Origin of the sequence: Paenibacillus sp. TAF43_2 (genome assembly GCF_052113545.1) — a bacterium.
GTDB lineage: Bacteria > Bacillota > Bacilli > Paenibacillales > Paenibacillaceae > Pristimantibacillus.
This window is the reverse complement of sequence record NZ_JBFRDK010000020.1, coordinates 36,092-54,174: the sequence shown is the minus strand read 5'-3', so window position 1 is coordinate 54,174 and position 18,083 is coordinate 36,092. Positions and strand designations below refer to the sequence as shown.

Here is an 18,083-nt window from a genome sequence, read left to right as displayed (position 1 = left end):
ATATTAAAATAACTTCTATAACGGCTGTAGAGTTAGGTGTTAAAGTCAATAGAAAGTGTAAGAGAAAACAGTCGTGGAAATGCAGAAAAACATAAGCTAAATGTGTGTACGCACTGGATATAACAACCGTACTGTTAGCAAGAAGGCCGTGTTCATTTGCTTGTTTGGGTATCACGGTTTTTTCGGTATTCCTACCAATAAAAACAAAAAAGGGCTAGAAGCCCTTATTGCCGTAGATATGACCCAGATGGAGTTAGTTCTCTTATTGTTATGATCGAAGCTTGCTTTTCCATCACCATATAATGCGGGAAAATGATTAATCTTGGGGACGAGTGCCGGGTTCTAGGCCAGTAGAAGTCGCTGTCTTAATAAGCCGAACCGATAGGTCGTTATGCAGCCGAATTTGGCAGGATAGCCGAATAGCTGCATCCTCGATTCCTTTGCTGCGAAGAACTGTCGCTTCTGCCTCGCTCATCTCGCCTGCATCTCCAGAGATCACTTCTACAGCGCATGTCGTACACTTAACGTTCCCGCCGCATCGGTGCAGGACGTCGACTCCATTATCCTCTAACATTAGCACAAGCTTTGTGCCCTCAACTGCCTGAATGGCGTTTCTTCCTTCTACTTGAACCGTTGGCATTTGCCATTCCTCCTCGAATTGTTCATCCTCATATTACCTAACCAGCTTATATTAAACCATTATCTTGTAGAATAAGTCCAATACTATAGCCCTTAACTGACCCACAAGAGGTGTGCTTTTTTCAAAGTATCCTTCTTAAGGGTAAAATGGCTAAAATAAAAAGAACCGTGCCCCGAAAGATCATTCATCTAACGGGGCACGATTCTTTAATGTCGCCAGCTTAGCTGGTTGCAACGGCCACCCAGTGGCCTTTTTTCACTTCAACGAATTCGGAGTGCTCTAGCTCGTAGGGATCAGCTTTGGCAGCTTCCTCATGCACTACCAGCTTCTTCTGCGATTCAACCTTGGGATCGGGTACTGGGATTGCTGCCAAAAGCGACTTCGTATAAGCATGGATCGGATTCGCGTAAAGCTCCTCGCTTTCGGCAAGCTCAACGATCTTCCCTTTATACATGACCGCGACGCGGTCGCTAATATGCTTCACCATCGATAAATCATGGGCGATGAACAGGTATGTCAGACCAAGCCTTTGCTGGAGCTCCTCGAGCAGCTTCACAATCTGAGCTTGAATGGAAACGTCGAGTGCGGACAATGGCTCGTCGCAGACGATAAATTCAGGCTCTACAGCAAGCGTCCGTGCAATGCCGATCCGCTGCCGTTGGCCGCCGGAAAACTCATGCGGGTAGCGCATGGCATGAGATGGATCTAGCCCAACCATCTCAAGCAGCTCCTCGACACGTTTCTGACGATCCCGTTTGGAGGCCGTTATTTCGTGTACGTCAAGCGCTTCGCCAATAATATCAATGATGCGAAGCCGTGGATTTAGTGAGGCGTACGGGTCCTGGAAGATCATGCCCATATGGCGTCTCATCGTCTTCATCTCCGAGCGATTTAATTGCTGAAGCGGTATTCCTTTGAAAAGCACTTCGCCGCCCGTCGCCTCATTTAAGCGAAGAATTGTGCGGCCGGTCGTTGACTTTCCGCTGCCCGATTCACCGACAACTCCGAGAGTTTCACCTGCCTGTATATCGAAGCTGATATCATTAACGGCCTTAACAATTTGCCCTTTGCCCATATCAAAATATTGCTTCAATGAACGGACCTGCAGCAAAGGCACGCCATCTTCCCGCTGAATAATCGCAGGGATGGGCTTCGGTTTTTTCTTCTCGTCTAAACGAGGCAATGCATGGAGAAGCTTAACAGTGTAAGGATGCTGGGGACTAGCAAAGATTTGCTCCGTTGTTCCTGTCTCGACGATTTCTCCGTCCTTCATGACGACGACGCGATCACACATGCCGGCTACGACACCTAGGTCATGCGTAATTAAAATAATGGAGGTTCCCAGCTGCTTCTGTATATCCTTCATCTGGTTAAGGATCTGTGCCTGTATGGTAACGTCAAGCGACGTTGTCGGCTCATCTGCGATTAGCAGCGAAGGACGGCATGCCAGCGCAATGGCGATCATGACCCGCTGACGCATCCCGCCAGAGAATTCATGAGGGTACTGATGATAGCGGGCTTCGCTGTTCGGAATGCCTACGAGCTTCAGCATCTCGATCGCTTCAGTACGGGCTTGCTTCTTGTCCAGCTTTTGATGCTTGATCAAGCTTTCTTCAATTTGGTTGCCGATCCGCATGGTCGGATTGAGCGATGACATGGGATCTTGAAAGATCATCCCAATATCTCTTCCGCGTATGGCTTCCATTTCTTTATCGGTTTTAAAGGCTAAATTTTGACCTTGAAAAAGCACCTCACCGTTCTTCACCATGGAAGGGGGAGAGGGCAGAAGCCTCATAATTGTACGCGCAGTAACGCTCTTTCCGCTGCCGGATTCGCCTACAATGCCGAGCGTTTCGCCTTTACGGACCTCAAAGCTGACGTGACGTACCGCTTCTATTTCTTTGTTACGGGCGAAAAAAGAAACCGATAAATCGTTAACTTGTAATAATGTATCCATATATGCACCTGCAATTCTGTGGTTTTCCAATTGAGAATAGGGTAATTTAAAGAGAGATTCTTATTTATACCTGATATTCCTTATATCATGTATAATGAAAAAAAGTAAGTAACAAAGTTATAAGTTATTGACATATTCCAGTCCATAAAATAAAATCTACTATATTGATCGGAATAATGCAATTTAAAATTACTAGATGGAAAGGAAGCGGACTAGCTTGAAAGGGCACGCAACTGCTACGGGTAATGGCTTTGTTGATCATATCGCCGCCATCTACCGCAAAATGTTATTACATCCAGCCTACAGTCTGCTTATATTGCTGTTAGGAGCTCCTGTATCTGCCATCGTGTATGGCGTTCATCAATATCGTAAGTCTAAGTACGGCTACAAAGCAATCGCCGAGGAGACGAGGAGCAAGCTGCTTGCAACCGGGCACCTCGATAAGCTGCGTATCGAGGCTAAAGAACAGCTTGTCCGCAAGCATCGTTTCTTCGGGCAAACCGTCAGTGCAGAGCAGACCGAACTAGAAGCAAAGCGGTTGGCTGAAATCAAATTTAACGAGTCGTTCAACCATGAGCTGGACAAACGGCTTGCCAGCGAGAGCGGGCTGAAGTTTTCATTTGGCGATACGTATCATGCGTTAGCCTTGAATCCGGCTTTCTTCATCTTATCACTCATTATCGGTTTTCCAATGTATGTGTTGATGGCCATTTACTCGATGCCTTACTTGAAATACGTTGCGGAACGAATCGTGATGTCAGTATTCGTTATTTTGGGCGTCGCTTTTCTCGTTTTTACAATCCTGTATATATCGCCAATGAATCCAGCGGCTAACTTATTAGGAGAGACAGCGACTGCAGAGCAGATCGCAGCCTTCAACCATTTGTACGGATTGGATCAACCTTATCTTGTCCAGTTATGGGACACAATTAGAGGTATATTTACATTCGATCTCGGCAAGTCATTTGCAGGCAACGAGAATGTTACTGCAGCTATCGCGAATAAATTTCCGGTGACGCTCACGTTAACGGTTATCTCGACGCTGATCGCAGTATTGATTGCTTTGCCAATCGGCATTATTTCGGCTACGAGACCGAATTCCTTTTTTGATTATACCTTTATGTTCATTGCTTTGCTCGGATTGTCGATTCCGAACTTCTGGCAGGCGCTTATTTTTATTTTGAATTTCTCAATTAAGCTTCCATGGCTGCCTGCAACGTATAACCCTGAGAACTGGCTGTCTGCGATTATGCCGATTGTCGTTCTAGGCACAGGGCTAACGGCTGCCGTAGCCCGAATGACCCGCTCATCGACGTTAGAAGTTATTCATGAGGATTACATTACAACCGCAAGGGCCAAAGGGCTTGCCCGCAAAAGCGTCATTTGGAAGCATGCCGTTGGCAACGCGCTTATCCCAATTATTACTGTCATTGGCTTGCAGTTCGGCGGTATGCTCGGGGGAGCGGCGGTCACAGAGAAAGTATTCAATATTAGCGGTATCGGCAGTTATATCGTTGATAAGCAGTTCATTCCCGACATTCCTAGCGTGATGGGCGGGGTCGTCTATACAGCCATTACCATCTCGATCGTGAATGTTATCGTCGATTTGATGTATGCGTTTTTTGATCCTAGAATCCGCTCGAAAATGAAACAATACTAAAGCAGGTGCTACTCTTGACGAATCCTACTATCAGCAAGCAAGAAGTCAAGTTCAGGCTGAAATCGAGCCAAGAATACAGTCAGGCAAGCTTCGCTGGCATCGTATCCCTGGCGCTTGGTCTTGTTCTTCTGCTAAACAGTTATGTTCCCGGTGACGGGTCATTTAAGCCTGCAGTACTCATTGCAAGCATTGCATATTTTGCCTTCGCTTTGCTCGAGCTGGCGGTATGGGCGCTCATTCGAAGCGATCTTATCCGCTTTGGCGCAATCAGACGTTCCACAAGGATGCTTGGTTATGTACTGCTGTTAAGCCTTTTAACAGCGAATGTATTCGTGGCAACCACGGCGTTCCAGCTCATCAAGCAGAAAAAAAGCGCGGCGTATACGTTGGCTGTTTATTCGCTCCTTACGACTCTGCTCGTATTCGCAGTATCAGCCCTTAACTTGTTTAAGCCTTATGTGGCTAACGGGTTTATGATCGGTATGTTTCTGTTGATTGTTGCCGCGCTCCTGCAGCTCGCAGCATTGCTGCTGGTCGCTAAGTATGCAGATCAAGCAGCGATGCCTCGCTGGATGGGAATCGTTGCTGGCATCCTTATTTTAACTTCGGTATCCGGCAACTTGTTCGCATTATTTCTAGGGTTATTATTGATTGCGAAGCTGCGGGACAAGGGGTATTCATCCGGCTCTAAGCTTGGAGAAGTTGTGGAGCGTCTGTCGAGGAGCTCGACTTCCATGCTGGGACTGCTCTTTATCCTGTTCCTGCTCACGCTGGCCATAACCAGTTACCTGACCTTTGATTACGGCCTTGCGGTTGAGAACAACTACAGCTTAATTCTTCAATCTCCTGAGCTGGCTTACCCGCTAGGAACGGATAATTTCGGAAGAGATCTGTTCTCGCGTATCGTCTTCGGCGCACGAATCTCTTTGGCTGTCGGCTTGTTGTCAACGCTCATCCCCGTCTTGATTGGGGGCGTTCTAGGTGCAGTCTCTGGCTATTACGGGCGGCATACGGACAATATTATTATGAGGATATTAGATATCCTCTATGCGATTCCTGGCATTCTGCTTGCCATTGCAATTATTGCGGCATTTGGCGCAAGTACGGTCAATCTCATTTTGGCATTAAGCGTAGGTGCGATTCCAACTTATGCCCGGACAATGAGAGCCAATGTCATGCTCGTATCTACGCTGGAATATGTACAGGCTGCTAGAGCTTTCGGCTCCAGTGACCGAACTATTTTGTTCAAGCATATCGTACCTAACTCCATCGCGCCGATGATTGTAAAATCTACGCTGACGATTGGTACTGCGGTCATCTCGACCAGCAGCTTGAGTTATTTGGGGCTTGGCGTCGAACCGCATATTCCGGAGTGGGGAAATATATTAAAACTCGGAAGCGCATATCTGGAAACGCATGCCTATACGGCTGTTTATCCGGGACTTGCGATTATCGCGCTTGTACTCTCATTCAACTTTCTTGGCGACGGCTTGCGCGATGCGCTGGATCCGAAGCTGGATTAAAGATTTCATCCCTTTTTTAAAATATAGGAAAGTATAAGCTTCACATTTGTACTCCGCCTATATTTTGCGAGAAACTTCTTGTCCTTAAACAAGGACGACGAAGTCGTTTCTTCATAACCTCATTCATATTCCATCGACTTCTACGTTACGAGACCGGAATGGCCGATAACTGAATGTGAGTTAACATACAAGATAAAGATAAAACAGGAGGAGACTACTATCATGAAGAACAAAGGCAAATTCGCCGCATTGTTGCTAATCAGTCTTTCGATTATGCTCAGTGGCTGCAAATTAACAACAAAGAACGACGTGAAGGAATCACCAGCACCAACGCAAGGAACAGAGGCAGTCGTTGACAGTAACCCAGTAGATATAGAATTGCTTGGCATGAGCTCAAACGAGGCTGACCTTAACATTGTTCGCGATCAGCTTACAAAAAACGGCTTTAAAGTGAAATTGAATCTACAAGCTGATTACGGCAGCTTCAAATCGCAGCAGGACGCTGGCAACTATGACATCGCATTGTCCAACTGGACTACCGTTACAGGTAACCCCGACTATGCAGTACGCTCGCTCTTCAAAACAGGCGGAGACTACAGCATCCTTGCTGATCCAGAAATCGATAAATTGATTGATGCGGCTGGTGCTCAAACGCCAGAAGAGTACACAGAAACGTACAAGCAATTCGAGCAGCAGCTTGTCTTTGACAAGGCTTATATCGCGCCGCTATACAACTCATTGAAAGCACAGGCCTTGAATCAAGACGTACTGAACAAGGATTCCGTACGCATCTCGAAGTCACGTTCCCTTCCTTGGGAAGATGTTGATTTTAAAGACACTTCAAAGCGTGCAAAAGATGCGCTAGTACTTCAATCGACTATGCCGACGCTGACGTCGCTTGATCCAATCAAAGGCAACGACGGCTCCATCAACATTATTAATACGAATATGTATGTGCGTCTAGTGAATCTAACAGATGATGATAAAATCACTTCCGAAGGTTCCCTGTCGTTGAATCATGCGATTGCTGATGGCAATTCCGATTACTACTTTATCCTAAGAGACGATATCAATTTTGCTCAAATCAAAAACAAGCTCGCAGTAGATACTGGCGAACGTGTTGGTGCTGACGATGTAATCTTCTCGCTGAACCGCGCGAAAGACAAAAACTCTGTACCTGACCACCGTACGTTTACTCTTCACGAGCATATCAATAACGTGGAGCTTGTAACGGATGCTGCAGCACTAGATGCTGTTAAGGTTTCCGGTGGCAGCGACACAGTAAAAGCAGCTCTTGAAAAAGGTCTTGGTTCAAAAATTTCCGCTCTCGTATCGGATAAGAAGCAAGCGAACAACAAAGAGGGTAAATACCAAGTCGTTAAGCTTACGACGACTGAGCCTTTCCCGCAAGTACTGAACTACTTGGCTCACCAATCGGCAGGTATCGTGTCCAAGAAACAAGTAGAGAGCATCAACACGTACGATGTAGCTAAATTCGATGTGAACAAAGATATTCCTTACGGCGACCAAAATACGGTAACAGAAGGCAGCGCGTATAACAACACATTGTTTACAAGCGGTCCATACATCCTGTCCTCCAAAAATGATTACGAAGCTATTTTCTACAAAAACCCTGCGTATATGAAGGGTACAGAAAATGAGCCGAATATCGCTAATATTAAAATCCGTTTTATCAAAGACGCAGACAGCAGCTTGTCCGCGCTCCGCAGTGGTGAGATTCACATCTACTACGGCGTATCCGAGACGAAATTTGACGTTGTGAAKGGCGACAGCAAGCTGGCGCTTCAAACCGTACAAAGCAATGCTGTTTCTTACTTGCTGTTCAATACAAAAAACCGTCCAGTTGCGGAAAGCGCAGACCTGCGGAAAGCAGTTCTATACTCCATCAACCAGGATGAGATCTTGGCTTTCTACAATGGCAACAAGTTCAAAGCCGTTTCCACGCTTAGCCCGCTTGTGAATACAGGCATGGAGCTGAAAGCTGATCCGGCGAAAGCGAAAGAATTCCTAAACGCCTACAAAGCAAGCAAGTAACTTTTAATATTGGCAAGAGACTGCCTCCGGTTATCCATGATGACCGGGGCAGTCTCTTTCACATAGGACTGCTCACATGCGAGCGCAAAGGAGAGAATACGAATGGCTGACACACTGAAGCCCGAAACGAAGCTTTCACAATGGGATGCCTTGATGCTGGAATCGCTGAAGGCTTACGGCTGGCCAAATGATGAACTGATTAGCAAAGTGCAGGCTGGCAATTTGCCGACAGATGAAAGCAAGTTCCATTTCGAATACACCGCTTTAACCGCTTTGGCGAATGAGGAACAAGATACTTTCGTACAAGCTGTAACAAGCGGCTATCAAATCAAGTACAACACGATACGCGGCATTCACAGCTGGATACTTGTCGCACTGAAGCAAGAAGCAGAGCTTATTCTGGAGCCGGAGAACGAAGCGGTCATCGCCCATTTGTCAGAAGCTGAAGCACAGCGCCTCGCTTCCGTCCTTTCATTCGGCTGGGGAGTATCCCCTCATGAGGGAGAGCGAGATTCAGACGGTAGAGCAGCGTATAAGGTGGCACCTGTTAGAGCATAAGGGTTGGCTGGAATTAAAAAAGGAATAATTTATGATTATGGTTTCGGTGAACAGAATTGTGACCTATAAGAAGGATGCTTTTTTTAAAAATGCTCTTCGTTTAGGGTTCTGGAACGAATGTTATACCTATACAACGAACCCAGTACCGCATCGGTACTGGGTTTGTTGTATAACCTTAAACATCTTCCCATCCAAAATAAGAATAGGGGAACCAAGAAGTCGAGACATACACAACAGCATGGCTCTCCTTATCGAATATGAACGATATTGAATACATATTATCAGGGTTGTTAAGCTTATCATGAATGGAAATGTCGCGGAAATTTCCGTCGCTCGTCTTCTCGTAGAAATAGGTAGCTTGATCTGCATTAAAACCAAAAGTTCCATATAGGCGAAGGACATCGAACATGGTGCTTTCTCCAAGGACAATCCCCTTATATGTACGTAATGACGGATTTGTATTGGCAGGTTCAATAGTGTCTTGATCTATTTTCCAAGAATCAATCAGCCCATCTTTGTTGTAGTGTGCTGAGAATAAAGGGTAAATGTTATTATTAAAGACATCCTTTTCATCCGAAACCTCGTATAGCTCCTCTATTGTTTTTTTTGAGTCTCCTATCTTCACCTCAGTAAAAGGACTATTTCCAAATAAATTGAAGTCATTTCTCGTGACGGGTTCGGCGCTGAAATCTGGAATACGCTGGACGGCTGCAGATGGTAAAGACGGTAGAAGTGTTCGATCCGATGGAGCGGTTGGCCTTTTTTCTATATCCAGTACTCCTTTAAAGGTGAGCTGTCTAATCCACTGAATGGCTTCTGCTCGTGAAAAAGAGTCCTGTCCATTGAATTGCTCTGGCGTTATAGCTTCACTGTTAGCCATACCGTTTCCAATAAGGTAAACAACGGCGTCTTCGCCTTCAAAATGAACCCCTTGCACGGCACAAATGATTTCTGAAGCTCGTGACTTCGTGATTGGCTCCATTCGCAGCTTATGGTTCGAAGCGCCAGATGTAGGATGATTAAAGCTCTCTGCCAGGCGATAGGGGCCGCCTGTCCAATCATCATTACCCTCAGGGGAACTTGCGGATGGCAAAGCCATACCCAAGGCTCTATAAAGAGCTTTTAAAAACTCTGCTTCAGTTATTGGCTCGTCAGGCTTTAAGCTGCTGTCAGGGTATCCATTTATAATATTTTGTGCCATAGCCCATTGAAACAAACGCTCAGCCCAGTGTCCTTTCATTCCATAGGGCTTGATAATGAGAAAATCGTATTTTCCGTCATCTTTTTGATCCTGAGCATGCAAAGTTGCTGTTGTTGTTAACCAAAATAATGAAGATACGATGATCAGACATGTGACTATACGCTTAATCTTAAACATAAAATTCATCCTTCCGAATCCAAATAAGTACCGTTTTTTATATTGTTAAAAACTTCCTAATGTTATATCGGAAAGTATAGTATTTTAACTGATAGCTGCGAGTGAAAACGGCGATTTGATTTATTTTCTTTAAACTGAATTAGATGAGGCGATGTAGGATGAAAAAGAACATCGATGATATCGATGGTTCTTAAATCCGCTGCTAGGTTGATTTCATGGAACATAAGCAAGCTTTAAAAATAATTTGAATATTCCTTTACAGGAATATTCCCGTTGTGGTATATTTGATTCAACAAAAGGAAATACAAGGAGGGAGGGCTTAAAGGATTCAATAAAGTAATGATTGCTTTAGAGAAGGCTTATTTAATTAAATCAAGTGAATGGATGTTTTTCTTATGAATGCTAACGTTATGAGTGCCTTGGCTGAGCCTAACCGCCTGCAGATTGTTGACCTATTGCGAGCGAGTCCTCTAACGGTTGGGGAGATTGCTGAAAGGCTTGGCCTACGCCAGCCCCAAGCTTCCAAGCATTTGCGCGTCCTTAGCGAGGCCGGTATTGTTGAGGTGCAGGCGATTGCTAACCGTCGTATTTACAAGCTGCGTCCTGATCCGTTTAAGGAATTAGACGCTTGGCTTGAATCATACCGACGTATGTGGGAGGAGCGCTACGATCGGCTGGATGATTATTTACTGGAGCTGCAAAACAAGGAAACAGATAAGTAAGATTAGCAATAAGACATAAACGGATTAATGATATAAATACAAATATGAGGAGGAAGTTTAATATGAATAACCCTAACCTAACTAATCAATTGGTATCGAAAGTGGAAGGAAGTACACTTATATTGGAGCGTGTGTTTCAAGCACCGCGTGAGCTTGTATTTAAAGCTTTTTCGGAGGCAGAGCATTTAAAACATTGGTGGGGACCAAAAGGCTGGACTTTACCTGTATGCAACGTCGACTTCCGTCCAGGTGGAACTTGGCATTATTGCATGAAGTGTGAAGATAAGAACCAAGGCGATTTCTACGGTATGGAATCGTGGGGTAAAGCATTCTATCAGGAGATTACAGCACCGGAGCAGATCGTCTATAGAGATTGTTTCTCGGATGCGGAAGGCAATATTGCGGAAAATATGCCGCAAATGATGGTTACACTCGATTTTATTGAGCAAGATGGCAAGACGAAGCTAGTTAACACCGCGAAATATGCATCGCCAGAAGCTTTGCAAACGGTGATTGATATGGGAATGATTCCAGGCATAACGCAAACGTTTGAAAACTTGGATGTTCATCTAGAAAAGCTGCAACAAAGCAATTAAGGTATAAAGGCGCAGAATGAACCTAGGTTCATTCTGCGCCTCTTAGTTATGGAGAAATAAACGAGATGGAATCAGTGATCTAATACTACATTGCTCCGAATACTCCTTGAATAAAGATACAAATATTGACACAAACGTCCTAACATACTACACTATGTAGTATGTTAGGACGTGATCGCATGCAAATAAAAAGACTGAACGTGAGCGGTGAGGGACTGAATCGATTTTTTGGGTCGCTTGAAGCTAAAATTATGGATATTCTATGGTCTTTCGATGGTTTGAGTATCAAAGAGGTACAGGCAATTTTAAATCAGGAGAATCCGATTTCTGTTAACGCAGTGATGACAGTGATGAACCGATTGCTGGACAAAGGCCATCTTACGAAGAGGCAGACTGGAACGGGGAGAAACCAAGCTGCACAGTTCAGCACTGTGCAGTCAAGGGAACAATTTTTATCGGAACAGACGAAAGCAGTATCACAGGGACTTATACAGGAGTATGGCAGTTTAGTCGTGAACCATATGATCGATGCGCTGGATGACGTTGATCAGGAAACGATCGCGAAGCTGGAACGCAAACTAAGCGAAATCAAGAGAGGAAAAAAAGAATGAACCCTCCGGTTAAGCTGAAATGGATCTTTGCATTAATGATCATCTGCATGGCTTTGTTTAGCATGCAGATGGGGATTTTTGTTGCACGCCAAATGGGAGACGAGAAGCTACATGGTTTTACTTTGACATTTGTCCTGCTTATCATGGTCGCCTTGTATACACTCATAAGGGTAATCTGGCGAATGATAACGCAGACGTATTTTTCGAGGAAATGGCTAAAGCTGTTTTATGCCATTAAACATGACAGACTAACGAAACGCTTTAACTATAAGTATCGCAGCTTAAAAACAGAAATCATCGTGGTGAAGGATGATGCTTTTGTCGCGCTGGCGATCGGCATGCGACGGCCGAAAATTGTGGTCTCAACAGCGGTTCTTGATATATTCAGTGATGATGAGGTAAAGGCGATATTGCTGCATGAATGGCATCATTGTCTCAATCGTGATAATTTCAAGCTGTTTCTGATGACCATGCTGACGGAAGCTTTTGCGTATTGGCCCATTATGAAGCCGATATATCGCTATTATCAAACATGGACCGAGCTGCTCGCCGACCGCTTTGCGATCCGCCAAATGGGTTCGGAGCTGCATTTGGCTAGTGTACTATTGAAGTTGTCAAAGCTGGGGGGAATGAAGCAGCATGCGGCATCTGTTCATTTTGCAAATACAACGATGCATTATCGCATCATGCAAGTTCTAGAGCCTGACAAAACAGTGAAGGTAAAGATAGCCTTGCGCAGACCACTGCTTGCCTCTTTATCGTTGCTGCTGCTATTTATGTTGGGCGGAGATTCATAAATTTTTTTACGCAATCATACTACACATTGTAGTATTGTGGAAGGCGACAGGTCATGGTGATATGAACCTAGGGAGGATAAGTGAATGAGAGTTATTTTATTTTCAATTGGAGAGTTCCAAATACATTCTTACGGAKTAGTGGTGGCTTTGGCGGTTTTGCTAGCGCTGGGGATGGCTCGTCATTTGGCTGCCGGTACTTTGTATCAGGAGCATATACTGAACATGGTTCCATATCTATTCGTTGGTGCAATCTTGTCTGCGCGAATCTGGCATGTTTTCTTTTTTCAATGGGAGTATTACTCGAAGCATCTTATCGAAATCATATACATATGGCATGGCGGAATTTCGATTCAAGGAGCATTGATTGGCAGCTTCGTGGCTTTGATCGTCTATACGAGGAAGCATCGTTTATCCTTTTGGGAGCTGGCCGACATAATGGCTCCAGCAATCGTCTTGGGGCAGTCGATTGGCAGAATTGCCTGTTTTCTGAATGGAGATGCGTATGGTTCGCCAACTAGCTCGGGCTTCGGTATTGTTTATCCAGAAGGAACGATGGCTTACGACGTTTACGGCTCACAACCGTTGTGGCCTGCGGAAATATGGGAGGGACAGTGGGATCTCATCGTATTCGTCTTGCTAATCTTATTGAAAAGCAGGAAGTGGGGAGCCGGGGTATTATTCTTAACTTACAATATCCTGTATTCATTCGGACGTTTTAACTTGGAATGGCTGCGGGGAGATTCGCCGCGATACTTGTTTAATTGGACAGCCGGTCAGTGGACTAGCTTCAGCGTTATAGCGGTTAGCTTATGCTTAATTGTTTTCCTTGTTATGCGGGAGCGGAAGAAGATGCGTATTTCTATCCGATAGCTCCGATGCACTGAATTCAATGAATAAACATGCTGTAGTGTACTCTGTTGAAAATGTTTTTACATTCCGTCAGCCGCAGCTATCATTCGAATCGTATATTACTAGAAAAAAACAGCGTACTCAGTTACCCAAGTACGCTGTTTCCTTCTTCATTGCGCTAGATTACCAGTTGTTTCCGGATACTCTTGTCACTGTAAAGTTCGGGCTGCCGCTTTCACCATAAATGGCTGCGACACCTGGATTATTCACTTTGACATTCGTAAAGCTTGCTCCGCCGACAGCTGGCCCTTGGCCTTGTTCTCCTCTGACCACGAGCTTGATGCCGTAGCGGGAAGGGTTGTTGATGTTAACGTTCTCTACGCGAACGTTTTGCATAGCAAGGTTCTCTGGCGATTTTGTCTGGAACATTAGACCGAAGTACACGGGATTATTAATGTCCACATTTTTTACGAGAATGTTTTTGAAGGTTCTGTCTCCTCCGAAGAACCAGATAGCGCCAAAGTTTTGATATTCATTAATTTTGTCATCAGCGCCTACGCTGGTCCAGAAATCTCCACCCGTACGGTCTAATGTTACGCCATCAATTACAGTATCCTTATCGCCAAATCCTAATGTGTTATAACCAAAGCTTAAGCTGCTGATGGTAATGCCTGGATAAGTCAACGTATCTGCACCATAGAGGTTTTGATATAGGTTATCCGAGCCGCCGTATACGGCGAAAGCTGCTGCGCGTCTTACACAGGTTGCTGTAAGATTCGTGTATTTGTTGCCTACATTGTAGGAACCGCCTGCATCAACTGCACTGAATAAGGCGAAGGCATCGTCACCGGCGCCTCTTGAGTAGTTGTTGTCAATCACGTTATAGGATGAGCCGTTGGTCATATTAATTCCATCTGCGAATGTGTTTTTGATACGATTGTCTTTGAACGTGTTGTTGGAGGAATTCACGCCCCAATACAAGCAGATGAAGTGTTCAACCCAGACGTTCTGAACGGTTACATTCTGCATGCCGTTGCCATCGATGAATTTACCAGGACCGTCAGTTCTGTATACATAGTTGCCCCATGCAGACAGGTCTTTAATCGTTGAACCGTTAGCGGTAGAGCCAATATTAAAGCCTACATCCGTATTGGATTGGTTCTGTGGCGCAACCAATTTGGTATGCCATGGACCAGCACCAATGATTTCGGTTGCACGTCCATAAAGGAATATTTTACTGTTGATCACCCATTCGCCTGCAGGGATGTAAATCCCCTTTTTCGTGGAATCCTGTCTAAATTCATTAAGCGCCTGCTCTATGGATTTGGAGGAGGAAACCGAAATATATTTAGTCGTGTCAGGGTTGGCGGCTGGAGGAGCGACATTTTCGGTTTCAATCATGTCAACATAGATTGCCGAAACGTCACCAGCATCCTTTTGAATTTTGATCTTCGTTCCTGCTGGATACACTTGATCAAGCAGCAACTGAGAATCTTCATAAAGCCAGTAAGCAGTTAATCCTGCCCCAGGCGCATTGTCGTAACCCAGGCGGCCAAGCGTACTTGGTGTTGCATATACGTAAGAGAACTTGGAGGTTACCGTGAATTTGCCTTTACTCACACCGTTAGCATAAATACTAATCGTTCCGGTCGTATTTTCTGCAACTGCGTTGCGAAGGACAAAAGCGTTAGCAGAAGAAGTTAGCGTAAACTCTACATATTCGCCAGTTGCATCAAGATGCACGGCGGAGCGTCCAGAAGCTTCACCCGCATAATCGCCAGGCTTGAAGTTAGGAGCTAATTTTGTTCCGTTCGTTGTATTGGAAGAGGACTCTGCTTCAATAATGGTAAACGGCATATTAGCGCCGCGGCCGGAATAAAGGCTTGTTGTATTTGAGTTGTTAGCTTGCTTAATGAGTACTTCGTTTGTGTCAGCTGCAACAGTGGAAGTTACTGTATAGCTGCCATTGACAGCGGTCCAAGTCCCCAGGCTGACATTGACGGATTGGTCTACTGCTAATGAGCCATTATAGGAACCATTTAAGGTTTGAATGGTTGCACCAGCAGCATTTTTAAGAACTAGTGTTATGGCATGAGCACCACCAGCGGAAGCAATGTTTCCTTGGTTTTTAAGATTTACGGTAAAGGTTACTGTATTGCCTGCACTTGGATTGCTTGGATTCCAAGAGGCGGTTGCGATTAGATCGGAGCTGGACACGGCAGCTACGGTTAATGCAGCCGGGCTGCTATAGCTGTTGTTAGTCTCGTTCTGCTCAATAATCGCATTGCTCTCGTCGACCTTGGCGCTAACGGCGTAGGTTCCAGCATTTTTTGCTCCGGCATTCAGCGATACGGCAGCTGAAGCGCCAGCCGTCAATGCGGCTACTGGAGCAGATCCTGCTAGCTCGTTGCCGAGATAAAAATTGACTGTAGACGCAGGGGCGTTTGCAGTGCCGATATTTTTAACGGTTGCGTTAAGGGTAATCGCATTCGTCTCTACTGGAGCTGTAGGCGTCCAAGTTATTCCTGTAATCGTAAGATCCGGATTTGGAGCTGGAGCGCCATAGATTTCAAATTCGGCTACTTGGCCAGCAGGAGCGCCGGAGTTGTTCGTTATGTTCAATTGGACCTGTTTCGCCGTAGCGGTTACCGGAATCGTTACCGAGTTGCCGTTAGCGGGGTTAAACGTGTAAGATGCCGCGGAAACCAAGCTGCTGAATGTGGAAGAGTTCTGGGTGTTGCCTAACACTTGGATCGTTTGGGTTCGCGTACCCCATTCGCTAGACGGGTTTAGCTTCACAACAACCGATGTGATGTTGTGATTGGAACCGAGATCGACGGTTAATTGGCTAGGATTGCTGCCGCCTTCCCAGTATGTAGCCGTATTGCCGTCGTTGCCGTTCGTTGCTACGAATGTGTGGACGGTAGAACTGGAAGTGATTGATTTACCTAGAGCTAAGTTGCCGCCAGCAGGTGGCGTTGGTGTAATTGTAGGCATCGGTGTAGGTGTAGGTGTAATCGTCGGTGTAGGAGTTGGCGTTTGTGTAGGCACAGGTGTAGGGGTTGGAGTAGCTGTTGGTATAGGAGTAGGTGTTGGCGTTACTGTGGAACCGTAGATTTCGAATTCAGAAATTTGTCCAGCTTGCCAACCCGTGTTAGCCGTAAAGTTTAAGCGAACATAACGGGTGCTGGTTGCTGTAAAGTTGATTGTTACGGTGTTGCTGCTCACTGCTGGATTGAATGTGTAGGATGCAGAACCAACAATATTAGAGAACGTTGTGCCGTTTGTGCTGCCTTGTACAGCTAAGGTTTGTGAACGTGTTTCCCAGCCCGCAGGCAGCTTTAGTTTAACTTGATCAATGCTCGTATTCGCACCAAGATCGATTTGGAGCCATTGTGGAAATGCATTGTTTACGCTCTCCCAATAGGTACCCTGGTTGTTGTCATTAACATTGCTCGCTACATACACATCGGCATAGCCGCTGGCTGATACAACTTTGCCCAGAGCAAGATTAGGGCCTCCGGCGGCTGAAGATACGGAGGGGTACAGCGTAAGCTGCGACAGCAATAAAACAAATGCCAAAGACATGATGACGAATGGATTTCTTTTTACCAATTCGTTCATTGATAACATGAAAAACCTCCTAGTCAGATGTTTTAACCTCGAATTAATGCGCTTTCATTTTTGCACATCATTTCATTCTTTCTTAATCACCTCCTTAAATGTGTGAAGTCATCATGATTCTAGACCACAATGCAATAAAACCAATATTTATTTAATATTGGTTTATAAAATAGGCGGATAATGCTGCACGATCAAACGATATTGCAAACAAACTTATAGTACTAGCATAAATCAGTTACACAGCTTGCTGAATATGCATTCCTACGATTATCGTGTGTAATATTATTGTTTAGATAAACGGGGTCTATATATTAGAGGTTTTCAGTTGAAAATAAGCAACTACACTTTATGAAAAAACTTGCCAAGACACTGTCTAATGAATTTAACACTGCAAAGCAGGTTAGCTATATGTGCACATCAGTCAGCAGTAGCTGAATCTAAGAGCATAAATGCACTTATTTAACTAAATATTTTTCAATTTTGCTCAACTAGATGCATTTATACACCTATTCGAATCATTTTCATCTCGTTTGTTAAAAACAGGTGCACTTCTGCGCTTATTTACACTCGACTATCGGTTCACGCACACCACTAATCTCTATATCGATATCAAAAATGGCATTGTAAACGAGCTTTATCTTGAGTGTTTAATAGACTAAATAAAGGGTAATTCATCCGTAAAACTACCGTCTTCCAATATAGCCCTGTTTCAAAATCACCCCTTGGAGGTAAGAAGAAGCATACAATTATCGAGGAGATGATGAAGATGAATACAAACGGACTGAAAGATAAAGTGAAGGGTATTGCGAACCAAAGCAAAGGCGAAATGAAGGATAGCTATGGCAAAGCGACAGATAACAAGAAGCTGCAGGCGGAAGGCAAGTTGGATAAGCTGAAAGGTACTGCACAGGAGAAGCTTGGCGAACTGAAGGAAAAAATCAGCAAGTAGCGAATGGACGATAATGTATGCATCTGAGCCAATAGGTTTGCGGAAGGGCTGCCTAGCGGTGTTCAGGTACCAATCATTATTAGCTGCTTATAATTTGCAATGAGGCGCAGTCGGCTCTCCCGTCGAAGGGAGGCTGGCTGCTCTTTTTGTGCTTACTCCCTGCA

14 protein-coding genes are annotated in these 18,083 nt (G+C 44.9%); 10 read left to right on the top strand and 4 right to left on the bottom strand.

The window, feature by feature from the left end; translation table 11 throughout:
- Positions 1-316: 316 nt before the first annotated feature.
- Both AB4Z17_RS06970 and AB4Z17_RS06965 read right to left on the bottom strand, forming a co-directional pair.
- Complete coding sequence (locus AB4Z17_RS06970) at positions 317-640, bottom strand: 2Fe-2S iron-sulfur cluster-binding protein (protein WP_441958914.1); 324 nt, start codon at positions 638-640, stop codon at positions 317-319.
- A 220-nt stretch (positions 641-860) separates the two neighbouring features.
- Complete coding sequence (locus AB4Z17_RS06965) at positions 861-2,597, bottom strand: ABC transporter ATP-binding protein (protein WP_441958912.1); 1,737 nt, start codon at positions 2,595-2,597, stop codon at positions 861-863.
- Between the two features lie 217 nt (positions 2,598-2,814).
- Here AB4Z17_RS06965 and AB4Z17_RS06960 point away from each other — a divergent pair, with 217 nt between their 5' ends.
- The 4 genes from AB4Z17_RS06960 (at position 2,815) to AB4Z17_RS06945 (ending at position 8,393) form a co-directional block, all read left to right on the top strand.
- Positions 2,815-4,257 carry an ABC transporter permease gene (locus AB4Z17_RS06960; protein WP_441958910.1) on the top strand — a complete coding sequence of 481 codons (1,443 nt, stop codon included), beginning with the start codon at positions 2,815-2,817 and terminating at the stop codon, positions 4,255-4,257.
- Between the two features lie 14 nt (positions 4,258-4,271).
- Positions 4,272-5,780, top strand: coding sequence for an ABC transporter permease (locus AB4Z17_RS06955; protein ID WP_441878819.1), 1,509 nt, complete (start codon positions 4,272-4,274; stop codon positions 5,778-5,780).
- Between the two features lie 222 nt (positions 5,781-6,002).
- Entirely contained in the window at positions 6,003-7,835 is a 1,833-nt protein-coding gene (locus tag AB4Z17_RS06950) for an ABC transporter substrate-binding protein (RefSeq protein WP_441958908.1), read from the top strand.
- Positions 7,836-7,937: 102 nt separating this feature from the next.
- Entirely contained in the window at positions 7,938-8,393 is a 456-nt protein-coding gene (locus AB4Z17_RS06945; protein WP_441908154.1) for a hypothetical protein, read from the top strand.
- A gap of 175 nt (positions 8,394-8,568) precedes the next feature.
- On the opposite strand, the gene AB4Z17_RS06940 is transcribed toward AB4Z17_RS06945, so the two are convergent.
- Entirely contained in the window at positions 8,569-9,771 is a 1,203-nt protein-coding gene (locus AB4Z17_RS06940) for an S-layer homology domain-containing protein (RefSeq protein ID WP_441958906.1), read from the bottom strand.
- 395 nt (positions 9,772-10,166) lie between these two features.
- Here AB4Z17_RS06940 and AB4Z17_RS06935 point away from each other — a divergent pair, with 395 nt between their 5' ends.
- The 5 genes from AB4Z17_RS06935 to lgt all read left to right on the top strand — a co-directional run bounded on the left by AB4Z17_RS06935 (position 10,167) and on the right by lgt (position 13,367).
- Positions 10,167-10,493, top strand: coding sequence for an ArsR/SmtB family transcription factor (locus tag AB4Z17_RS06935; protein ID WP_144376785.1), 327 nt, complete (start codon positions 10,167-10,169; stop codon positions 10,491-10,493).
- Between the two features lie 62 nt (positions 10,494-10,555).
- Positions 10,556-11,089, top strand: coding sequence for an SRPBCC domain-containing protein (locus tag AB4Z17_RS06930; protein WP_441958904.1), 534 nt, complete (start codon positions 10,556-10,558; stop codon positions 11,087-11,089).
- Between the two features lie 179 nt (positions 11,090-11,268).
- A complete protein-coding gene (locus tag AB4Z17_RS06925) occupies positions 11,269-11,700 on the top strand; it encodes a BlaI/MecI/CopY family transcriptional regulator (RefSeq protein WP_441908151.1) in 432 nt (143 codons plus the stop codon).
- Entirely contained in the window at positions 11,697-12,497 is an 801-nt protein-coding gene (locus AB4Z17_RS06920) for a M56 family metallopeptidase (RefSeq protein ID WP_441958902.1), read from the top strand. Before AB4Z17_RS06925 ends, AB4Z17_RS06920 begins: the two co-directional genes overlap by 4 nt.
- A gap of 84 nt (positions 12,498-12,581) precedes the next feature.
- Positions 12,582-13,367 carry a prolipoprotein diacylglyceryl transferase gene (lgt, locus tag AB4Z17_RS06915; protein ID WP_441958900.1) on the top strand — a complete coding sequence of 262 codons (786 nt, stop codon included), beginning with the start codon at positions 12,582-12,584 and terminating at the stop codon, positions 13,365-13,367.
- A gap of 162 nt (positions 13,368-13,529) precedes the next feature.
- On the opposite strand, the gene AB4Z17_RS06910 is transcribed toward lgt, so the two are convergent.
- Positions 13,530-16,979, bottom strand: a complete 3,450-nt coding sequence (locus AB4Z17_RS06910; RefSeq protein ID WP_441958898.1) for a discoidin domain-containing protein — start codon at positions 16,977-16,979, stop codon at positions 13,530-13,532.
- A 751-nt stretch (positions 16,980-17,730) separates the two neighbouring features.
- On the opposite strand from AB4Z17_RS06910, the gene AB4Z17_RS06905 reads away from it, so the two are divergent.
- The gene (locus AB4Z17_RS06905; protein ID WP_339209488.1) at positions 17,731-17,919 is read left to right on the top strand and encodes a CsbD family protein; all 189 of its coding nucleotides are present in this window, start codon (positions 17,731-17,733) and stop codon (positions 17,917-17,919) included.
- Positions 17,920-18,083: the final 164 nt, after the last annotated feature.